This window comes from Streptomyces sp. NPDC054786 (assembly GCF_053611685.1).
The window spans coordinates 41,165-60,982 of sequence record NZ_JBSHAW010000050.1 but is presented as its reverse complement, the minus strand read 5'-3'; the positions used below and the strand labels follow the sequence as shown (position 1 = coordinate 60,982).

The 19,818-nt window shown below is 69.9% G+C and carries 17 protein-coding genes; 12 read left to right on the top strand and 5 right to left on the bottom strand.

What is annotated here, in order from left to right; all coding sequences use genetic code 11:
* Positions 1 to 180: 180 nt before the first annotated feature.
* Entirely contained in the window at positions 181 to 777 is a 597-nt protein-coding gene (locus ACWGI6_RS32855) for a DUF3043 domain-containing protein (RefSeq protein ID WP_453270885.1), read from the bottom strand.
* 315 nt (positions 778 to 1,092) lie between these two features.
* Here ACWGI6_RS32855 and ACWGI6_RS32850 point away from each other — a divergent pair, with 315 nt between their 5' ends.
* The 6 genes from ACWGI6_RS32850 (at position 1,093) to ACWGI6_RS32825 (ending at position 8,334) form a co-directional block, all read left to right on the top strand.
* Complete coding sequence (locus ACWGI6_RS32850; RefSeq protein WP_453270884.1) at positions 1,093 to 1,890, top strand: PspA/IM30 family protein; 798 nt, start codon at positions 1,093 to 1,095, stop codon at positions 1,888 to 1,890.
* Positions 1,891 to 1,946: 56 nt separating this feature from the next.
* On the top strand, positions 1,947 to 2,225 hold the full coding sequence (gene pspAA / locus ACWGI6_RS32845) for a PspA-associated protein PspAA (RefSeq protein ID WP_453270883.1): 279 nt from the start codon (positions 1,947 to 1,949) through the stop codon (positions 2,223 to 2,225).
* An 85-nt stretch (positions 2,226 to 2,310) separates the two neighbouring features.
* Positions 2,311 to 3,612 (top strand): sensor histidine kinase, encoded by a 1,302-nt coding sequence (locus ACWGI6_RS32840; RefSeq protein ID WP_453270882.1) that lies wholly within the window; start codon positions 2,311 to 2,313, stop codon positions 3,610 to 3,612.
* Positions 3,609 to 4,295, top strand: coding sequence for a response regulator (locus ACWGI6_RS32835; RefSeq protein WP_393910015.1), 687 nt, complete (start codon positions 3,609 to 3,611; stop codon positions 4,293 to 4,295). Before ACWGI6_RS32840 ends, ACWGI6_RS32835 begins: the two co-directional genes overlap by 4 nt.
* 151 nt (positions 4,296 to 4,446) lie before the next feature.
* Positions 4,447 to 7,629 carry an efflux RND transporter permease subunit gene (locus ACWGI6_RS32830; protein ID WP_453270881.1) on the top strand — a complete coding sequence of 1,061 codons (3,183 nt, stop codon included), beginning with the start codon at positions 4,447 to 4,449 and terminating at the stop codon, positions 7,627 to 7,629.
* 252 nt (positions 7,630 to 7,881) lie between these two features.
* Positions 7,882 to 8,334 carry a DUF4430 domain-containing protein gene (locus tag ACWGI6_RS32825; protein ID WP_453270880.1) on the top strand — a complete coding sequence of 151 codons (453 nt, stop codon included), beginning with the start codon at positions 7,882 to 7,884 and terminating at the stop codon, positions 8,332 to 8,334.
* An 86-nt stretch (positions 8,335 to 8,420) separates the two neighbouring features.
* On the opposite strand, the gene nadA is transcribed toward ACWGI6_RS32825, so the two are convergent.
* A complete protein-coding gene (nadA, locus tag ACWGI6_RS32820; protein ID WP_453270879.1) occupies positions 8,421 to 9,620 on the bottom strand; it encodes a quinolinate synthase NadA in 1,200 nt (399 codons plus the stop codon).
* 346 nt (positions 9,621 to 9,966) lie between these two features.
* On the opposite strand from nadA, the gene ACWGI6_RS32815 reads away from it, so the two are divergent.
* On the top strand, positions 9,967 to 10,320 hold the full coding sequence (locus ACWGI6_RS32815) for a HesB/IscA family protein (protein ID WP_393910011.1): 354 nt from the start codon (positions 9,967 to 9,969) through the stop codon (positions 10,318 to 10,320).
* 123 nt (positions 10,321 to 10,443) lie between these two features.
* Here the strand turns inward: ACWGI6_RS32815 and ACWGI6_RS32810 are convergent, their stop codons facing one another.
* Both ACWGI6_RS32810 and ACWGI6_RS32805 read right to left on the bottom strand, forming a co-directional pair.
* Positions 10,444 to 11,976: a hypothetical protein gene (locus ACWGI6_RS32810; protein WP_453270878.1), complete on the bottom strand. Its 1,533-nt coding sequence runs from the start codon at positions 11,974 to 11,976 to the stop codon at positions 10,444 to 10,446.
* A 104-nt stretch (positions 11,977 to 12,080) separates the two neighbouring features.
* Complete coding sequence (locus ACWGI6_RS32805) at positions 12,081 to 12,308, bottom strand: hypothetical protein (RefSeq protein WP_453270877.1); 228 nt, start codon at positions 12,306 to 12,308, stop codon at positions 12,081 to 12,083.
* Between the two features lie 159 nt (positions 12,309 to 12,467).
* Here ACWGI6_RS32805 and ACWGI6_RS32800 point away from each other — a divergent pair, with 159 nt between their 5' ends.
* On the top strand, positions 12,468 to 13,442 hold the full coding sequence (locus ACWGI6_RS32800) for a carbohydrate kinase family protein (protein ID WP_453270876.1): 975 nt from the start codon (positions 12,468 to 12,470) through the stop codon (positions 13,440 to 13,442).
* Between the two features lie 9 nt (positions 13,443 to 13,451).
* Here ACWGI6_RS32800 and ACWGI6_RS32795 read toward each other — a convergent pair whose 3' ends face one another.
* Positions 13,452 to 14,942: an aminotransferase class V-fold PLP-dependent enzyme gene (locus ACWGI6_RS32795; RefSeq protein WP_453270875.1), complete on the bottom strand. Its 1,491-nt coding sequence runs from the start codon at positions 14,940 to 14,942 to the stop codon at positions 13,452 to 13,454.
* A gap of 374 nt (positions 14,943 to 15,316) precedes the next feature.
* On the opposite strand from ACWGI6_RS32795, the gene ctaC reads away from it, so the two are divergent.
* The 4 genes from ctaC (at position 15,317) to ACWGI6_RS32775 (ending at position 19,817) form a co-directional block, all read left to right on the top strand.
* Positions 15,317 to 16,279 carry an aa3-type cytochrome oxidase subunit II gene (gene ctaC, locus ACWGI6_RS32790; RefSeq protein ID WP_393910006.1) on the top strand — a complete coding sequence of 321 codons (963 nt, stop codon included), beginning with the start codon at positions 15,317 to 15,319 and terminating at the stop codon, positions 16,277 to 16,279.
* The gene (gene ctaD, locus ACWGI6_RS32785) at positions 16,276 to 18,012 is read left to right on the top strand and encodes an aa3-type cytochrome oxidase subunit I (protein ID WP_453270874.1); all 1,737 of its coding nucleotides are present in this window, start codon (positions 16,276 to 16,278) and stop codon (positions 18,010 to 18,012) included. Before ctaC ends, ctaD begins: the two co-directional genes overlap by 4 nt.
* Positions 18,009 to 18,407: a cytochrome c oxidase subunit 4 gene (locus ACWGI6_RS32780; protein ID WP_393910281.1), complete on the top strand. Its 399-nt coding sequence runs from the start codon at positions 18,009 to 18,011 to the stop codon at positions 18,405 to 18,407. The genes ctaD and ACWGI6_RS32780 overlap by 4 nt, the downstream gene beginning before the upstream one ends.
* A gap of 135 nt (positions 18,408 to 18,542) precedes the next feature.
* A complete protein-coding gene (locus ACWGI6_RS32775; RefSeq protein WP_453270873.1) occupies positions 18,543 to 19,817 on the top strand; it encodes an Ig-like domain-containing protein in 1,275 nt (424 codons plus the stop codon).
* Position 19,818 lies beyond the last annotated feature (1 nt).

The window sequence follows — 19,818 nt, the reverse complement described above, 5'->3', positions numbered from 1 at the left end:
CTCCAACACCATTTTTTGTTTCTGGGTGTGGGTTTTTTTTTTTTTTATACCCCACCCCGGGCCGCCCGGCCCCGCCGGGCCCCGGCCGCACGTCACAAGAAATCCCGCCGCGACGGCGCGGCACCCCAGCGGCGAGGGACCGGCGGAACGACCGGCCCCGCACCGCCACGTACGACGCGGCTACGGCCGCTGGCCCCGCTTCACCTGCGGCTTCGGCAGCCGCAGCCGCCGCATCTGCAGCGTCCGCATCACCGCGTACGGCTTCACGCCCTTGAGGTTCTCGTTCGGGAAGCGCTCCTGCAGCCGCTTGCCCAGACGGACCCAGATCAGGACCGAGTCGAGCACGATCAGCACGATGATCACGAGCCACAGCAGCAGCGCGATGCTCTGGATCGACGGCACCCGGATCATGGTGAGCACCAGGATCACCACGGCCATCGGCAGGAAGAATTCGGCGACACACCAGCGGGAGTCGACGAAGTCCCGTGCGAACCGGCGCACGGGTCCCTTGTCGCGCACCGGCAGATACCGCTCGTCGCCGCTGGCCATCGCCTCGCGCTGGCGGGCCATGTCGACACGGCGGGCCTCACGCTGGGCCTTCGACGCGTCCTTGCGGTTGGTCGGTGTATGCGCACGGGAGCGGCGCTGCGACTGCGCAGCGCTGCGTTTGGGCGTCGGGCGGCCCTTGGGGGCCTGCGGATCGCGGGGCTGCTGGGGCTGGTCCGCGGTCACCTTGGCGGTCGCGGCCTGCTCATCCTTCGAACGGCTTCGGAACACAAAACCCAAGGGTACGTGCTCGCCGCGGGTGAGCCACGGTCCGACGGGGCACGATCCGGCAACGGCGTCCGCGGCAACCGGCGCCTGACCGGGCCGGAACCCCTGCCCTAACAGGACAGAGCAGACATCGTGCCGCTTGTCCGGACTCTCCCTACTCCTTGCGCGGGAGAGGATGAGCTCCCGATCGTCCTGGAGGAGGAGCGCATCAGGGCGCGAACAGTGCGGTAATGGAACCAGGGCCCGTACTGTGGGGTCTGTAGATGTGCTGGAGCCTAAGCCCGAGGCGACTCGGTCAGAAGGGGGCGCGCGAGGCCCATGAGCGATGGTGTCATGAAGCGGATGGGGATGATCTTCCGCGCGAAGGCCAACAAGGCCCTGGACCGGGCCGAAGACCCGCGCGAGACCCTCGACTACTCGTACCAGAAGCAGCTGGAGCTGCTTCAGAAGGTACGCCGCGGAGTCGCCGACGTGGCGACCTCCCGCAAGCGTCTGGAGCTTCAGCTCAACCAGCTCCAGGGCCAGTCCGCCAAGCTGGAGGACCAGGGCCGCAAGGCGCTGGCGCTCGGCCGCGAGGACCTGGCCCGCGAGGCGCTGAGCCGGCGCAGCGCGCTGCAGCAGCAGGTCACCGACCTGGAGACGCAGCACCAGACGCTGCAGGGCGAGGAGGAGAAGCTCACGCTCGCCGCGCAGCGGCTGCAGGCCAAGGTCGACGCCTTCCGTACGAAGAAGGAGACGATCAAGGCCACGTACACGGCCGCCCAGGCGCAGACCCGGATCGGCGAGGCCTTCTCCGGCATCTCCGAGGAGATGGGCGACGTCGGCATGGCCATCCAGCGCGCGGAGGACAAGACCGCGCAGCTGCAGGCCAGGGCCGGTGCCCTCGACGAGCTGATGGCCTCCGGCGCGCTGGACGACCCGACCGGTATGGCAAAGGACGACATCACCGCCGAGCTGGACCGGCTCTCCGGTGGCAGCGATGTCGAGCTGGAGCTGCAGCGGATGAAGGCCGAGCTCGCGGGCGGCTCGGCCGACCAGCAGGCCATCGAGAGCGGTCAGAACGGCGAGGGCCGGTCCGCGCCGCAGCAGGACCGGCCGCGTTTCGACAAGCAGTGACGGTCGGGGGCGGATAGCCTCGCAGAGATCGTCGGACCGGACCAAGGGAGACCGTCGTGATCGTACGGATCATGGGGGAGGGCCAGGTGAAGCTGGACGATGCCCACTTCGCCGAGCTCAACAAGCTGGACGATGAGCTGCTCGCCGAGATGGAGAGCGGCGATGAAGCAGGCTTCCAGCGCACCCTCGGTGCCCTGCTGGACGCGGTGCGCCGGCTCGGTACACCGCTCCCCGACGATGCCCTCGAACCGTCCGAACTCATCCTGCCGTCTCCGGATGCGTCCCTCGACGAGGTCCGGGAGATGCTCAGCGACGACGGCCTCATCCCGGGCTGAGTCCTGGGCGGCCCGGTCCGGTCACTCCACTCCAGCGCACAGCGCCCCGGCCCCTTGGGGGACCGGGGCGCTACCGTTTGCTCTTGTGAGCCTCCTCGACCCCCGCCCGGACGCGCCCCGCGCCGGCCGCTTCCAGTGGCACCGGACGCATCCGCTCGCCTTCGACGCCCTCCTGGCGGTGGCCGTCTTCGCGTGCATCCTGTGCGGCGCGGTGGCCGACCCGCACGGCCCGCACGGACCGCGGTTCGGCGCTCACCACCTCTCCGCCACGACCGTGGTGCTGGCCGCGCTGGCCTGCGCCGCCCTGGTCCTGCGCCGTCGGCTGCCCCGTACGGTCCTGGCCGTCACCGGCTCGTGCACCATCGTCGAGCTGCTCGCCCGCTCCAGCGACCCGCGCGCCCCGGTGGCCGCCTCCGCGGTGATCGCCCTCTACAGCCTGGCCTCGCGCACCGACCGGCCCACCACCTGGCGGATCGGCGCGCTGACCGTCGTCGTCCTGACCGCCGCCGCGATGCTCTACGGCCCCCGCCCCTGGTACGCGCAGGAAAACATCGGCATCTTCGCCTGGACGGGCATGGCCGCGGCCGCCGGCGACGCGGTCCGCAGCCGCCGCGCCTTCGTGGCCGCCATCCGTGAGCGCGCCGAACGCGCCGAGCGCACCCGCGAGGAGGAGGCCCGGCGGCGGGTCGCCGAGGAGCGCCTGCGGATCGCCCGTGAGCTGCACGATGTCGTCGCCCACCACATCGCCCTGGTCAACGTCCAGGCCGGTGTCGCCTCGCACGTCATGGACAACCGTCCCGACCAGGCCAAGCAGGCGCTGGCGCATGTCCGCGAGGCGTCCCGCTCGGCGCTGGAGGAACTCCGCGCCACCGTCGGCCTGTTGCGGCAGTCCGACGACCCCAAGGCGCCGACCGAGCCCGCGCCGGGCCTCGGCGTCCTCGACCAGCTCGTCGACGGGTTCGTCCGCGCCGGGATCCCCGTCGATCTGGAGATCCCGCACACGCCCCGGCCGCTGCCCGCCTCCGTCGACCTCACCGCCTACCGCGTGGTCCAGGAAGCGCTGACCAACGTCCACAAGCACGCCGGCGAGGGGGCCCGCGCCACGGTGCGGATCCTGCACTCCGACACCGCGCTGACCGTGACCGTCCTGGACGACGGCGCGGGCCGGGCCGGCATTCCGCGGCAGAAGGGCGGCGACCGGCCGCCCGTCGAGCCGGGCGGGCCGGGCGAGCCGGAGGACAGCGGCGGCGGCCATGGCCTGATCGGGATGCGCGAGCGGGTCTTCGCCCTGCGCGGCACGGTGGTGACGGGCTCGCGCGCGGCCGGCGGCTTCCAGGTGCGGGTCACCCTTCCGCTGCAGACCGTCCGTACGGGGGAGTCGATATGACGATCAAGGTGCTGCTCGCCGACGACCAGGCACTGCTGCGCAGCGCCTTCAGGGTGCTGGTCGACTCGGAACCGGACATGCGGGTGGTGGGGGAGGCCTCCGACGGCGCCCAGGCGTACGAGCTGACCCGCGCGGAGCGTCCCGATGTCGTGCTGATGGACATCCGGATGCCCGGTGTGGACGGCCTGGCGGCCACCCGCATGATCACTGAGGACCCGGAGCTCACCGATGTCCGGGTGGTCATCCTGACGACCTTCGAGGTCGACGACTATGTGGTGCAGTCGCTGCGGAACGGGGCCAGCGGCTTCCTCGGCAAGGGCGCCGAGCCGGACGAGATGCTGGGCGCGATCCGGGTCGCTGCGGCCGGGGAGGCGCTGCTGTCGCCGGTCGCGACCAAGGGCCTGATCGCCAAGTTCCTTGCGCAGGGCGGCAGTACGGGGGACGGCGGGCCCGGCGGCCGGGGCGCCGAGCGGCTGGCGACGCTGACCGGCCGCGAACGTGAGGTGCTGACCCTGGTGGCCGGCGGGCTGTCCAACGACGAGATCGCCGAGCAGCTCGCGGTCAGCCCGCTCACCGTCAAGACGCATGTGAACCGCGCGATGGCCAAGCTGGGCGCCCGCGACCGGTCCCAGCTGGTGGTCATCGCCTACGAGTCGGGACTCGTACGCCCACGGGTGCAGTGAGGGTGGAGCATCCCGTACTCCCAACGCGGTACGGGCACCGGCCGGAAACCGACCTGCGAGCGAGGAAAACCGGCCAGGGCATGGCGGAAGGTGTAAGTGGGCCCGGAAAAGGCCCCGCCGACCGTTTCAGAACAGAAGAGAGACCCCACCCATGTCCTGGCTGTCCCGACTCAGCCTCGTACAACGGGGCCTGATAGCGCTGATGTCGATCGTGGCGATCGCCTTCGGCGCCATCGCGATCCCGCAGCTCAAGCAGCAGCTCCTGCCGTCCATCGAACTCCCGATGGTGTCCGTGCTGGCGCCGTATCAGGGCGCCTCCCCCGATGTCGTCGAGAAGCAGGTGATCGAGCCGCTGGAGGACGGTGTCCAGGCGGTCGACGGCATCAAGAGCGTCACCTCGACGTCGAGCGAGGGCTCGGGCGTCATCATGGCGCAGTTCGACTACGGCAATGACTCCAAGCGCCTGGTCGCCGATGTCCAGCAGGCCGTGAACCGGGCCCGCGCGAAGCTCCCCAAGGACGTCGACCCGCAGGTGGTGGCCGGCTCGACGGACGACATCCCCACCGTCGTCCTCGCCGTCTCCTCCCAGGACAAGGACCAGCAGACACTGGCCGACCAGCTGAACCGCAGCGTCGTGCCGGACCTGAAGAACATCGACGGCGTCAGCCAGGTCATGGTGGACGGCGTCCAGGACCGGATCGTCGCGGTCACCCCCGACGACAAGAAGCTCGCCGCCGCCGGGCTGACCTCCCAGGCGCTCGGCCAGGCGCTGGAGGCCGGCGGTACGTCGGTGCCCGCCGGTTCGTTCGCCGAGGGCGGGCAGAGCAAGACCGTCCAGGTCGGCGCGGGCTTCACCGCCGTCAAGCAGATCAGGGACCTGTCGATCGCGCCGTCCCCGGCAGCCGGTGACTCCGGTGCGGGTGCGAGCGCCGGCCGGCCGGCCGGGCCGGTCCGGCTCGGCGATGTCGCCACCGTCAAGGAGGAGTCGGCCACCCCGACCGCGATCACCCGCACCGACGGCAAGCCCAGCCTCGCTGTCCGGGTGACGATGGACCAGGACGGCAGCGCGGTCGCGATCTCCGACGCGGTCAAGGACAAGCTGACCAAGATCCGTCAGGACCTGGGCAAGGGCACCGACGTCACGGTCGCCTCCGACCAGGGCCCGGCGGTCTCCAAGTCGATAGAGTCGCTGACCACCGAGGGCCTGCTCGGCCTCGCCATGGCAGTCATCGTCATCCTCGTCTTCCTGCTGAGCCTGCGCTCGACGCTGGTCACCGCGGTCTCCATCCCGCTCTCGGTCGTCATCACCCTGATCGTGCTGTGGACCGGGGACCTCTCCCTGAACATGCTCACCCTCGGCGCCCTGACCATCGCGATCGGCCGCGTCGTCGACGACTCCATCGTCGTCCTGGAGAACATCAAGCGGCACCTGGGCTACGGCGAGGAGCGCCGCGAGGCCATCCTCTCCGCGGTCAAGGAGGTCTCCGGAGCGATCACCTCCTCCACCCTCACCACGGTCGCGGTCTTCCTGCCGATCGGCGTGGTCGGCGGCATGGTGGGCGCCCTCTTCGGCTCCTTCTCGCTGACGGTCACCGTCGCCCTGCTGTCCTCCCTGATCGTCTCCCTGACGGTCGTACCGGTCCTCTCGTTCTGGTTCCTGCGCGCCCCCGAGATCCCCGAGGGCACCACACCGGACGACCTGCGCCGCGCGGCCGAGGAGAAGGAGACCGCGAGCCCGCTGCAGCGCCTCTACGTCCCCGTCCTGCGGTTCGCGACCCGCCGCCGGGTCACCAGCGTGGTCATCGCCGTCGTCATCCTCCTCGGCACCTTCGGCATGGGCCCGCTCCTGAAGACCAACTTCTTCGACCAGGGCGACCAGGACACCCTCACCGTCAAGCAGGAGCTCAAGCCCGGCACCAGCCTGGGCGCGGCCGACAAGCAGGCCAAGAAGGTCGAGAAGCTGCTCGCGGCCGACGACGACATCGCCGACTACCAGGTCACCGTCGGCTCCTCCGGCTTCATGGCGGCCTTCGGCGGCGGCACCGGCGCCAACCAGGCCTCCTACCAGCTCAAGCTGAAGGACGCCGCGGACTCCGGCAAGGTCACCGATGACCTGCGGGCCGGTCTCGACAAGCTCGGCCCGTCCATCGGCGACACCACCGTCACCGCGGGCGGCGGCTTCGGCAGCCAGGACCTGAGCGTGGTCGTCAAGGCCGCCGACGGCGACGTCCTGAAGAAGGCCGGCGAGCAGGTCCGTAGGGCCGTCGCCGGCCTCGACGACGTCACCGACGTCCAGAGTGACCTCGCCCAGAGCGTGCCGCGGATCTCCGTGAAGCCCAACGACAAGGCGGCCGCGGCCGGTTACAACCAGACCACCCTCGGGGGCGCGGTCGCCCAGGCGGTCCGCGGCACCACCAGCGGCAAGGCCGTCCTGGACGACACCGAGCGCGACATCGTGATCAAGTCGGCCCACCCGGCCACCACCGTGGCCGAGTTGAAGAACCTGGCGATCCCGACCCCGGGGGGCCCGGCCAAGCTCAGCACGCTCGCCACCGTGCAGACCGTCCCCGGCCCGGTCCAGATGACCCGGATCGACGGGGCCCGTTCGGCGACCATCACCGCCAAGCCGACCGGCGACAACACCGGCGCGGTCAGCGCCACGCTGCAGAGCAAGATCAACGCCCTGAAGCTGCCCGAGGGTGCCACCGCCGAGATCGGCGGCGTCTCCCAGGACCAGACCGATGCGTTCTCCTCGCTGGGCCTGGCGATGCTGGCGGCCATCGCCATCGTCTTCATGCTCCTGGTCGGCACCTTCCGTTCCCTGATCCAGCCGCTGATCCTGCTCGTCTCGATCCCCTTCGCGGCGACCGGCGCGATCGGCCTGCTGGTCGCCACCGGCACCCCGCTGGGCGTCCCGGCGATGATCGGCATGCTGATGCTGATCGGCATCGTGGTCACCAACGCCATCGTGCTGATCGACCTGATCAACCAGTACCGGTCGCAGGGTTACGGCGTCGTCGAAGCGGTCGTCGAGGGCGGCCGCCACCGGCTGCGCCCCATCCTGATGACGGCGCTGGCCACGATCATGGCGCTGCTCCCGATGGCGCTGTCCATCACCGGCGACGGCGGCTTCATCTCCCAGCCGCTCGCCGTGGTCGTGATCGGCGGTCTGATCACCTCCACCCTGCTCACCCTCCTCCTCGTCCCGACGCTCTACGCGATGATCGAGCTCCGCAAGGAGCGCCGGGCGAAGAAGAAGGCCGCGAAGCGGGCCGGTAAGGCCGGCCCGCAGGCCGAGGAGACCGACCGCGCACCGGAGCCGGCGGGCGTCTGACGCCGACGATGCGCTGACGCGAACGATGCCCCCGCAAGCCTGCGGGGGCATCGTGCTGCCTGCTGCCTGCTGCCTGCTGCCTGCTGCCTGCTGCCCGTTGCCGGCCCTGCCGTTGCCGGCCCTGCCGGTGAGGACCGGCGCCCGGGGGTCCGGGCGGCGGGCCGGTGCACGTTCGGGGGTGCACCGCTCGCCGGTCGCGGTGGGTGGTGCGAGGGTGACCGTGCGTACGGAATCGACGAGAGGTGAGCATCGGTGCTGTGTGTCCCGGCCCGCTGGGCCGCCCCCGTAACCGCCGCCGGGCTGGCCCTCGCGCTGGCTCTCGCGGCGGCTCCGCCTGCCGCCGCCGGACCCGTCGTCGGCGTCCGGGTGGGCGTCACGGGCGGGGCCTACACCGGCAGTGTGGGCATCGTCAGAACGGCCGCGCGCACCGTCTTCGGCGGCTTCTACTGCGCGGCCAACGGCACCGACCCCACCCCGCTCACCGCCCTGGTCGACGCCGAGGAGCAGTACGGTCTCGGCGGGGTGCGGGCGTACTGGGACGCCACCAAAAAGGACTTCGTCGTCACCGACATCCATGGTGATGTCGCGGACAGCAAGAAGAAGTGGAACGCGTACGTGAACGAGAAGAAGATCACGACCGGGCCCTGCGCGACCGCGATCAAGGACACCGACAAGGTCCGCTGGACCCTGGAGGCCGCCAAGTAGACCTCCGGGTCACGTCGGGCAGACCGGCCGCCGCCCCCGCTCCGGGGCAGGCGGCCGTCGCGCTGCCGGCCGCCTGCCCGAGGGGCCTACGGCAGTGCCAGCATCCGCTCCAGCGCCAGCTTCGCGAAGCTCTCGGTCTCGTGGTCGACCTGGATGCGGTTGACGACCTTGCCGGCGGCGAGCGACTCCAGCGTCCACACCAGGTGCGGGAGGTCGATGCGGTTCATCGTCGAGCAGAAGCAGACCGTCTTGTCGAGGAAGACGATCTCCTTGTCCTCCGCGGCGTAGCGGTTGGCCAGCCGGCGGACCAGGTTCAGTTCGGTGCCGATGGCCCACTTCGAGCCGCGCGGGGCGGCCTCCAGCGCCTTGATGATGTACTCCGTCGAGCCGACGTAGTCCGCGGCCGCCACGACCTCGTGCTTGCACTCGGGGTGGACGAGGACGTTGACACCCGGAATGCGCTCCCGCACGTCGTTCACCGACTCCAGGGAGAAGCGGCCGTGCACCGAGCAGTGGCCGCGCCACAGGATCATCCTGGCGGCCCGCAGCTCCTCGGCGGTCAGGCCGCCGTTCGGCTTGTGCGGGTTGTAGACCACGCAGTCGTCCAGCGACAGACCCATGTCGCGGACGGCGGTGTTGCGGCCCAGGTGCTGGTCGGGCAGGAAGAGCACCTTGCCCGTCGCGGGGTCCACCTGCTCGAAGGCCCAGTCCAGCGCCCGCTGGGCGTTGGAGGACGTGCAGATCGTGCCACCGTGCTTGCCGGTGAAGGCCTTGATGTCGGCCGAGGAGTTCATGTACGAGACGGGGACGACCTGCTCGGCGATACCGGCCTCGGTCAGGACGTCCCAGCACTCGGCGACCTGCTCGGCGGTGGCCATATCGGCCATCGAGCAGCCGGCGGCCAGGTCGGGGAGGATGACCTGCTGGTCGTCGCCGGTGAGGATGTCCGCGGACTCCGCCATGAAGTGCACACCGCAGAAAACGATGTACTCGGCGTCCGGCCGGGCGGCGGCGTCCCGCGCGAGCTTGAAGGAGTCGCCGGTCACATCGGCGAACTCGATGACCTCGTCGCGCTGGTAGTGGTGCCCGAGGACGAAGACCTTGTCCCCGAGCTTCGCCTTGGCCGCGCGGGCGCGCTCGACGAGGTCGGGGTCCGACGGAGCCGGCAGATCGCCGGGGCACTCCACACCGCGCTCGCTCTTGGGGTCGGCCTCACGGCCGAGCAGGAGCAGGGCCAGCGGGGTCGGCTGGACGTCCAGGGGCTGGGCGGTGGTCACAACACGCACCCTCTCTTTTCTTCGAATGAGCGCGGCGCAGCCGCATCAGTGGAGCCGGTGCGTGCACCGGGAGCCTTTTCGTCTATTTGACGCTATCTATGATAGCTGCTTCACGTCACTTTGACGATGGCCATTGTGTCGATGTGACGCATCAGCACCGCCGTGTGTGGTCGGCCACCTGTTCCCGGCCGCCGATGTGCGAGCATGAGGAGAGAACGAGGCGAGAGGCTGCCTCCGGCAGCGTCCGGAAGGCTTCTCGGCAAATTGCGCCCAGCCGGAATTAATCCGGGACGTCTCCGGTTGCAGCTGGTTGCAACCGATGACAAGCGGTCCGTACAACCCGGGAGAGATGTAGATGAGCGTTCAGGACGAGACCACCGTCAGCGACGGCATCATCGTGTCCGACGCGGCCGCGTCGAAGGTCAAGAGCCTGCTGGAGCAAGAAGGCCGGGACGACCTCGCGCTGCGGGTGGCCGTTCAGCCCGGCGGCTGCTCCGGTCTGCGCTACCAGCTCTTCTTCGACGAGCGTTCGCTCGACGGCGATGTCGTCAAGGACTTCGACGGTGTCAAGGTCGTCACCGACCGGATGAGCGCCCCCTACCTGGGCGGTGCCTCCATCGACTTCGTCGACACGATCGAGAAGCAGGGCTTCACCATCGACAACCCGAACGCCACGGGCTCCTGCGCCTGCGGCGACTCCTTCAGCTAAGGAGCACGGGCAGCACGAACGAAAGGCGGCGCCCCCGACCGGGGGAGCGCCGCCTTTCTTTTTCGCGTCTGTGTGAGGCCCACCGCGGTGGGCCGTGTGCCGCCGGACCCCCACCGCGTCCGGTCACCGCTTGGGCACGGACTCACCGGTCGACACATCGACCACCTTCCGGCCGTCCAGCGGCTTCTGCAGCGTCACGGTCTTGGTGAACTCCTTGGCGATCTTCACGCAGACCTGGCCCGGCTTCTTGTCCTTGCCGACGACCTTGGTCTTCACGGTCGTGCCGGACTCCTCGGCGCTCACCGAGTAGACGCTGCACACACCGCCCCAGAAGTGCACCGTCAGCTTCTTGCCACCGTCGCCCACGTCGTACGACTCCAGGGCCATCGCCCCGGGCTTCCCGGACGGCTTCTGCGACGGCTTCCCGGTGCTCTGCGACGCGCCGCCGTCGTCCCGGTGGGCCAGATACTTCGGGTTCACCGCCGGGTGCGCGATCGTCGAGGTGGCGTCCGGGCCGCTGCCGGCGCCCGGCTGGCGCACCTTGTACAGCCACGACGGCACCAGCGTCTGGCCGCCGTCCACGTACTGCACCGAGAGCCCGAAGACCGCACCGGTCACCTCGGCCGGCTGCTGCGCCTTCGTCGGTGCCGGCTCGCACGGCGCGATCCCGTCGCCCTTGCCGCTCTTGTGGCCGGGCGTCGAGGGGCAGCCGGCCGGCTTGCGGCCCTCGCCCGAATTCAGCCGGTCCAGCGTCTTGTCGGCGCCCAGCACCGGATAGTCCGCGCCCTTGACCGGGTTCGCCAACTGGCCGCTGCCGCCGACCACCTGACCGTCCGAGCCGACCTGCAGATCGCTCTGCCAGCCGTACGTCGGCAGCCCGCCGAGCACCGGACTCGCGCTGACGATCCGCACCGCGCCGGACAGTCCGCTCGCATCGAGTTTGGCGTTCTCCTGGCCGAGCGCCTTCAGCGCCGGCCGCACCGCCTGCTCGGCCTTCTCCGGCGACACCGCGCCCTTGCCGCTGCTGTCGTCCTCGGTCGTGATGTCCCCGCCGCCGCGGTACGAAGGACAGCCGGGCCGGCCCGACGGCGCCGCGCCGTCGGCCTGGTCCTGGCCCTTGCCGCCCTTGGGGGAGGCGGGCAGCGCACAGTTCGTGCCGCCCGGCGTGCCGTACTGCGAGTACGTCCAGGCGCCCGAGCCGGACTTGTTCACCTGCAGGACGGGGCCACGGGCATCCCGCGTCGGCCCGCCGACCTTCCAGGAGGTGCCCTCCGAGCGGACCTTTCCGGACACATCCAGCGCCTTCGCGAGCCGTTCCACCGACTCGCGGCTTATCTCGCCCTTGGGGCGGTACACCGGCGCGGACGCCGGACCGCCGGGAAGCTTCTTCACCGCCCGGTACTTCGCACCCTGCGGGTTGGGCTCACCGGCAGCGATCGAGCCCCCGCCGGTGTAGCCGTCGAGCGCCAGTGGCGGCGGGGCGCCCTTGGCCGCGGACCCCGCACCGGAGCCCTCGCCGCTGGAGGCGGACGAGACCCAGTACGCCGCGCCGCCCCCGGCGAGAACTACCGCCGCGGCCATCGAGGCGACCACCACGGGGGTGCGCCGCCTGCGCTCCTTGGGGTTCGGGGTGTCGGTGGTGTCCTCGGTGTTCACCGCATCGCTCCTTCGGCTCCGCTGAACATCTGACGTCCATCCTCCGTGAGGTGGACGTCGATGGGACGGAGCGGGGGCGTATACGGTTCCCGCCGGGCGGCCGGTCAGTCGCCGTACTCGGACATTCCGTCCACGAGTGCGGCCGAGGAGGCGGGGACCTCGACGCCGTGCAGATCGGCCGCGCGCCCCGTCGCCGGCGCGGACCGCCGCCCGGCCTTCCAGCGACCGGACATCCGCGCACAGTCGCCGCGCAGCTCGTCGAGCGATTCGGGGTCCTGCGCGGTGGGTGAGACACCCTCGCGCGGTGTGACGGCTTTCACAGGCTTGGTCATAGGGGCACCGTACGCAGCCATGTAGCGAGGAGAAAGACCTACTATTGGGTAGTTTCAGCCATTCCAAGTGTCCGGGATGACCGGGTGGCGCGCGACCCCGACGGGTAGCGTTGCTACACGTCCGCCCGCCCCTACGCCTTCCGCAGGAGCAGACCCGTCGTGCGTATCGCAGTCACCGGATCCATCGCCACCGACCACCTGATGACCTTTCCCGGCCGTTTCGCCGAGCAGTTGGTCGCCGACCAACTGCATACGGTCTCCCTTTCGTTCCTGGTCGACCAGCTCGATGTCCGTCGCGGCGGCGTCGCCGCCAACATCTGCTTCGGCATGGGCCAGCTCGGCACCGCGCCGATCCTGGTCGGTGCCGCCGGCAACGACTTCGAGGAGTACCGCGCCTGGCTCGACCGCCACGGCGTCGACACCCGCTCCGTACGCATCTCCGAGGTCCTGCACACCGCGCGCTTCGTGTGCACCACGGACGCCGACCACAACCAGATCGGGTCCTTCTACACGGGCGCGATGAGCGAGGCCCGGCTGATCGAGCTGCAGTTCGTCTCCGAGCGGGTCGGCGGCCTGGACCTCGTACTGATCGGCGCGGACGACCCCGAGGCGATGATCCGGCACACCGAGGAGTGCCGCAGCCGCGGTATCCCCTTCGGCGCCGACTTCTCCCAGCAGATCGCCCGGATGGACGGCGACGCCATCCGCACTCTCCTGGAGGACGCCGCCTACCTCTTCTCCAACGAGTACGAGAAGGGCCTCATCGAGTCCAAGACCGGCTGGACCTCCGACGAGATCCTCGCCAAGGTCGGCACCCGCGTCACCACCCTCGGCGCCAGCGGCGTCCGCATCGAGCGGCTCGGCGAGCCGGCCATCGAGGTCGGGGTCCCGGAGGAGAACGCCAAGGCCGACCCCACCGGCGTCGGCGACGCCTTCCGCGCCGGCTTCCTGTCCGGCCTGGCCTGGGGCGTCGGCCTGGAGCGCGCCGCACAGATCGGCTGCATGCTGGCGACGCTGGTCATCGAGACCGTCGGCACCCAGGAGTACGAGCTGCACCGCAGCCACTTCATGGACCGCTTCACCAAGGCCTACGGCCACGAGGCCGCGGCCGAGGTCCAGCAGCACCTGGCCTGACCGGCCCCGTCAGGCGCGGCGCCGCACCACATAGGCGGCGCCGCGCTCGGCCGCCCGCTCGCCCACGTACTCCTGGTCCCGCATGGCGCACCAGGCGGGGATGTCCTGCCGGGCGGCCTCGTCGTCGGAGAGCACCGTCACCGTCCCTCCGACCGGCACGTCATTGATCACCTTCGCCAGCTCGATGACCGGGATCGGGCAGCGCTTGCCCAGCGAGTCGACGACCAGGCCGCCGGACCCGGCGGATCCGCCGGCGGATTCCCCGGCCTCCGGGGTGGCCGGTGCCCGGGTGGGGTGCGGCGCCTCGTCCGCCGTCGCCGGGGCGGCCCCGACTCCCGCTGCCGGTGCGGTTCCGGCCTCCGTCGCCGGGACCCCCAGCCGCTCCCGCACCGAGTGCACCACCTGTGGCAGCACCTCCAGGAAGCGCTCCACCTCCGCCTCGGCCGTGCCGTACGGCAGCGAGACCCGCACATTCCCCTCGGACAGCACGCCCATCGCGCGCAGCACATGGCTCGGCGTCAGGGTGCTGGACGTACACGACGACCCGGACGACACCGAGAAGCCGGCCCGGTCGAGCTCGTGCAGCAGCGCCTCTCCGTCGACATAGAGACAGGAGAAGGTGACGAGATGGGGGAGGCGGTGCGCCGGATCGCCGACCACCTCCACGTCCGGGACCAGCTCCGGCACCCGTGTCCGGATCCGGTCCACCAGCCGCCGCAGCCGCGCCGCTTCGTCCCCCGTCTCCGGGCCCGCCCGCAGCGCACGCAGGGACGCCGCGGCGGCGACGACCGCGGGGATGTTCTCGAACCCCGCACTGCGGCCCGACTCCCGCTCGTCCCGCGGCCCCTGGGGTGCGAACCGGGTCCCCTTGCGGACGGCGAGCAGCCCCACACCGGGCGGGCCGCCCCACTTGTGGGCGCTCGCGGTCAGCAGCGACCAGGCACCGGGCACCGGCCCCCACGGCAGCGACTGCGCGGCGTCCACCAGGAGGGGGACCTCCGCCTCCTGGCAGAGCACGGCCACCTCCTCGACCGGCTGTTCGGTTCCCACCTCGTGGTTGGCGGACTGGAGACAGACCAGCGCGGTGTCCGGCCCGAGCGCGGCGGCGACCTCGTCGGCCGCCACCCGGCCCGTACGGTCCACGGCCAGCTCCCCGCGGCTGCCGCCGGCCGCCTCGTGGACCTCGGCGGCATGCAGGACGGCGGAGTGCTCCACGGCCGAGTGCAGCATCCGGCGGCCGGCGCGCCGGCGGGCCGCCAGCGCGCCGGAGACTCCCGAGTGCACCGCCTGCGTCCCCGAAGGGGTGAAAACCAATTCGTCCGGGCGGCAGCCCACGGCCTCGGCCGCGGCCTCCCGTGCGGCGTCCAGCAGCAGCCGGGCGCGCCGCCCCTCCCGGTAGAGGCGGGCCGGGTCGGCCCAGCCTTCGTCGAGCGAGGCGAGCAGGGCCTCGCGGGCGACGGGATGCAGGGGGGCGGCCGACGCCGCGTCGAAATAGGGCACGTACGAGACGTTAGTCCTCCGGCCCGACACCGGGGGCGCCCCTCGGCCCCACCGTGCGGCGCCACGGGGCTCCGGGCTCCGGCCGGCGGGTGGGCACGCGCCCGGACGGCGGCGCGCGAGCAGTGCCGGGCACGGCGTCAGATGCCTGGTGGAAGCGGGTATTCGGGGGGTCGTCGGGCGCCTCCCGGGGGCCCTGACCACCCCTTAGGGGTGCGCCGCGGCGCGTTGGGCACCCTCCCCGCGCGACCCCAAATAGCGTCCAGTAGGGTTTGGTCCGCATAAACATCCAAACCCCTGCCCGTGCCAGGGCCGGCGACCGACCAGCGAGACGGCCGCAGCCGGTCTCGCGGGCGAGACTCTCGGGAAGGCGCTACGTGAGTCCCAACGGCTCCGACCGCTCGTCGCGGCGCCCGATGCGGCGGAAGCTGCCGCAGGTGCTTGCTGCGGGCCTGGTCCTGGCGACCGCTACTGGTTGCACATATAAGGACTTTCCCCGCCTCGGTATGCCAACGCCCGTCACCGACGAGGCGCCGCGGATCCTCTCTCTTTGGCAGGGCTCCTGGGCCGCCGCCCTCGCAACGGGCGTGCTGGTCTGGGGCCTGATCATCTGGAGCGTGATCTTCCACCGCCGTAGCAGGACCAAGGTGGAGGTCCCCGCGCAGACGCGGTACAACATGCCGATCGAGGCGTTGTACACGATCGTCCCGTTCATCATCATCGCGGTGCTTTTCTACTTCACCGCGCGTGACGAGAGCGCAATCCTCAAGACTTCGAAGAAGCCGGACCACATCGTCAATGTGGTGGGCTTCCAGTGGAGCTGGGCGTTCAACTACCTGGAGGACGTGGACGGCGACAAGTCGACCTCGAACATCAACTCCAGTGAACTGTCCGCGATCCCGGACAAGTGGAAGAAGGGCGCTCCGGCCGGTGCCGACGGCGTCTACGACTCGGGCGTCCCGGGTGAGCGCAACCCGCAGACCGGCAACCCGGGCCCGACCCTGTGGCTGCCCAAGGGCGAGACGGTCCAGTTCGTGCTGACCTCTCGTGACGTCATCCACTCCTTCTGGGTGGTGCCCTTCCTGATGAAGCAGGACGTCATCCCGGGCCACACCAACGTCTTCGAGGTGACCCCCAACAAGGAGGGCACCTTCATGGGCAAGTGCGCCGAGCTTTGCGGTGTCGACCACTCCCGGATGCTCTTCAACGTCAAGGTCGTCTCCCCCGAGCGGTACCGGGAGCACCTGAAGGACCTGGCGAAGAAGGGCCAGACCGGATACCTGCCGTCGGGCATCAAGCAGACGGATCACGCCAGGAATGCGGAGACCAAGAACCAGTGAGCATCCTCAACGAACCTCAGGGTGCCGCCGCCGATACGGCTCCGGCAGCACCGCCCGTACGCAAGAAGCAACCCGGCATCGCCGTGGTGAACTGGCTGACGACCACTGACCACAAGACGATCGGCACGATGTACCTGGTCACGTCGTTCGCGTTCTTCTGCGTCGGCGGACTGATGGCGCTGCTCATGCGCGCCGAGCTGGCCCGTCCCGGCACGCAGATCATGTCGAACGAGCAGTTCAACCAGGCGTTCACGATGCACGGCACGATCATGCTGCTGATGTTCGCGACGCCGCTGTTCGCCGGCTTCGCGAACTGGATCATGCCGCTGCAGATCGGCGCGCCCGATGTGGCGTTCCCGCGGCTGAACATGTTCGCCTACTGGCTCTACCTCTTCGGCTCGCTGATCGCGGTGGCCGGCTTCCTCACCCCGCAGGGTGCGGCGGACTTCGGCTGGTTCGCGTACTCGCCGCTCTCGGACGCGGTGCGTTCGCCGGGCGTCGGCGCGGACATGTGGATCATGGGTCTGGCCTTCTCGGGCTTCGGCACGATCCTCGGTTCGGTCAACTTCATCACGACGATCATCTGCATGCGGGCGCCCGGCATGACGATGTTCCGGATGCCGATCTTCACCTGGAACGTGCTGCTGACCGGTGTGCTGGTCCTGCTGGCCTTCCCGGTGCTGGCGGCGGCGCTGTTCGCGCTGGAGGCGGACCGTAAATTCGGTGCGCATGTCTTCGATGCGGCAAATGGCGGGGCGTTGCTCTGGCAGCATCTCTTCTGGTTCTTCGGCCATCCAGAGGTGTACATCATCGCGCTGCCGTTCTTCGGCATCATTTCCGAGGTCATTCCGGTGTTCTCCCGGAAGCCGATGTTCGGTTACATCGGGCTGATTGCGGCGACGGTTTCGATTGCCGGTCTTTCGGTCACGGTGTGGGCGCACCACATGTATGTGACGGGCGGCGTGTTGTTGCCGTTCTTCTCGTTCATGACGTTCTTGATCGCAGTGCCGACCGGTGTGAAGTTCTTCAACTGGATCGGCACGATGTGGAAGGGCTCGCTGTCCTTCGAGACGCCGATGCTGTGGACGATCGGCTTCCTGATCACCTTCACCTTCGGTGGTCTGACCGGTGTCATCCTGGCGTCGCCGCCGATGGACTTCCACGTCTCCGACTCGTACTTCGTCGTGGCGCACTTCCACTACGTGGTCTTCGGTACGGTCGTCTTCGCGATGTTCGCCGGCTTCCACTTCTGGTGGCCGAAGTTCACCGGCAAGATGCTGGACGAGCGGCTCGGCAAGATCACCTTCTGGACACTGTTCGTGGGCTTCCACGGCACCTTCCTCGTCCAGCACTGGCTGGGTGCCGAGGGCATGCCGCGGCGTTACGCGGACTACCTCGCGGCCGACGGATTCACGGCGCTGAACACCATCTCGACGATCAGCTCGTTCCTGCTGGGCCTGTCGATCCTGCCGTTCCTCTACAACGTCTGGAAGACGGCGAAGTACGGCGAGAAGGTCGAGGTCGACGACCCGTGGGGCTACGGCCGCTCGCTGGAGTGGGCGACGTCCTGCCCGCCGCCGCGGCACAACTTCCTCACCCTGCCGCGCATTCGCTCCGAATCCCCGGCGTTCGACCTGCACCACCCGGAGATCGCAGCCCTCGATGCGCTGCACAACGGCCGCGCCTCCGAGGACGACAAGGCCCTCGCCGGCGGCAAGGAGGCGGGCAAGTGAAGATCCAGGGCAAGATGTTCATCTGGCTCTCCGTCTTCGTCCTCGCCATGGCGATCGTCTATGGCGTCTGGTCGAAGGAGCCCGCGGGTACCACCGCACTGTTCCTTGCCTTCGGGCTGTGCATCATGGTCGGCTACTACCTGGCCTTCACGGCCCGGCGGGTCGACGCCGGCGCACAGGACAACGAGAACGCCGAGGTCTCGGACGACGCCGGTGAGCTGGGCTTCTTCAGCCCGCACAGCTGGCAGCCGCTGTCCCTGGCCATCGGTGGCGCGCTCGCCTTCCTGGGCGTCGTCTTCGGCTGGTGGCTGCTGTACTTCTCCCTCCCGGTGATCTTCGTCGGCCTCTTCGGCTGGGTCTTCGAGTACTACCGCGGCGAGAACCGCACGCAGTAACCACGGCGCATCTGCCGTACGGCGGGCCCGGACACCTCAACAGGTGTCCGGGCCCGCCTCGTTTGGAGGCGCGGGACAGACCCGTTTGCAGTCCCTCAGCGCGCTGAGACAGGTGATTCTTCATATTTTTGGGGCATGAGTCACAGACCTCGAACCCGGACGGTGCTGAGCTGCGGCCTCCTGCTCGTGCCCCTTGCGGTGAGCGCCACCGCGTGCGGGGGCTCGGATTCGGAAGCGCTCTCCGCCAACCCCTACGACGCGGCCGACCAGATCTCGGCCAATACCCCCGACGGCAACAAGAAAGCGGACCCTGACAAGCCGCTTGAGGTCTCCGTCAAGGGGGACGACGCGCGGATCACCGACGTGACCGCCACCGATGCCACCGGCCGCTTCGTGCGCGGCGAGCTGAGCGCCGACGGCAGGCACTGGCGCACCACGGTGCCACTGGCCGCCGGCAGCCGCTACACGGTGCGGGTGAGCACCGAGGAGGAGGACGGTTCGCCCGGCCGTAAGACCCTGGTGGTCAACACCCAGGGCGCCGACGGCCAGTTGACCGCCACCTTCGGCCCGAAGGCGGGCGAGTACGGCGTCGGCCAGCCGGTCACCGCCGAGCTGAGCCAGCCGATCAAGGACCAGAAGGCCCGGGCCATCGTCGAGAGCGCCCTCAAGGTCGACTCGATGCCGCGGGTCCAGGGCGCCTGGCACTGGGTCGACGACAAGAAACTGCACTTCCGCCCCAAGGAGTACTGGCCCGCGCACGCCACCATCTCGGTGCACAGCAACCTGGCGGGCCTGAAGGTCGCCAAGGGGCTCTACGGAGGCTCGTCCAAGCCGGTGAAGCTCACCACCGGCGACCGGGTGGAGGCCATCACGGACGCGGCGACGCACCAGATGACGGTGCTGCGCAACGGGGAGTCGATCAACACCATCCCCGTGACCACCGGCAAGCCCGGCTTCTCCACCCGCAACGGCGTCAAGGTCGTCCTCGGCAAGGAGAGCTTCGTACGGATGCGCAGCTCGACCGTCGGCATCGCCGCCGGGAGCGGGGACTCCTACGATCTGCCGGTCTACTGGGCCACCCGGGTGACCTGGAGCGGTGAGTACGTCCACGCCGCACCCTGGTCCGTCGGATCACAGGGCGCGGCGAACGTCAGCCACGGCTGTACGGGCATGTCCACCAGCAACGCCCAGTGGTTCTTCAACACCGTGCGGGTCGGGGACATCGTCAAGGTCGTCAACAGCGGCGGCGACACCATGACGCCGTTCGACAACGGCTTCGGAGACTGGAACATGCCCTGGCAGGAATGGCGCGACGGCAGCGCGCTGAAGAGCAAGGCCTCCAGCACCACAGGAGCCGCCGACCGCGCCCAGAACCCCGCCGACGACGCCCGGCTGCGCCCGAAATTCTGAG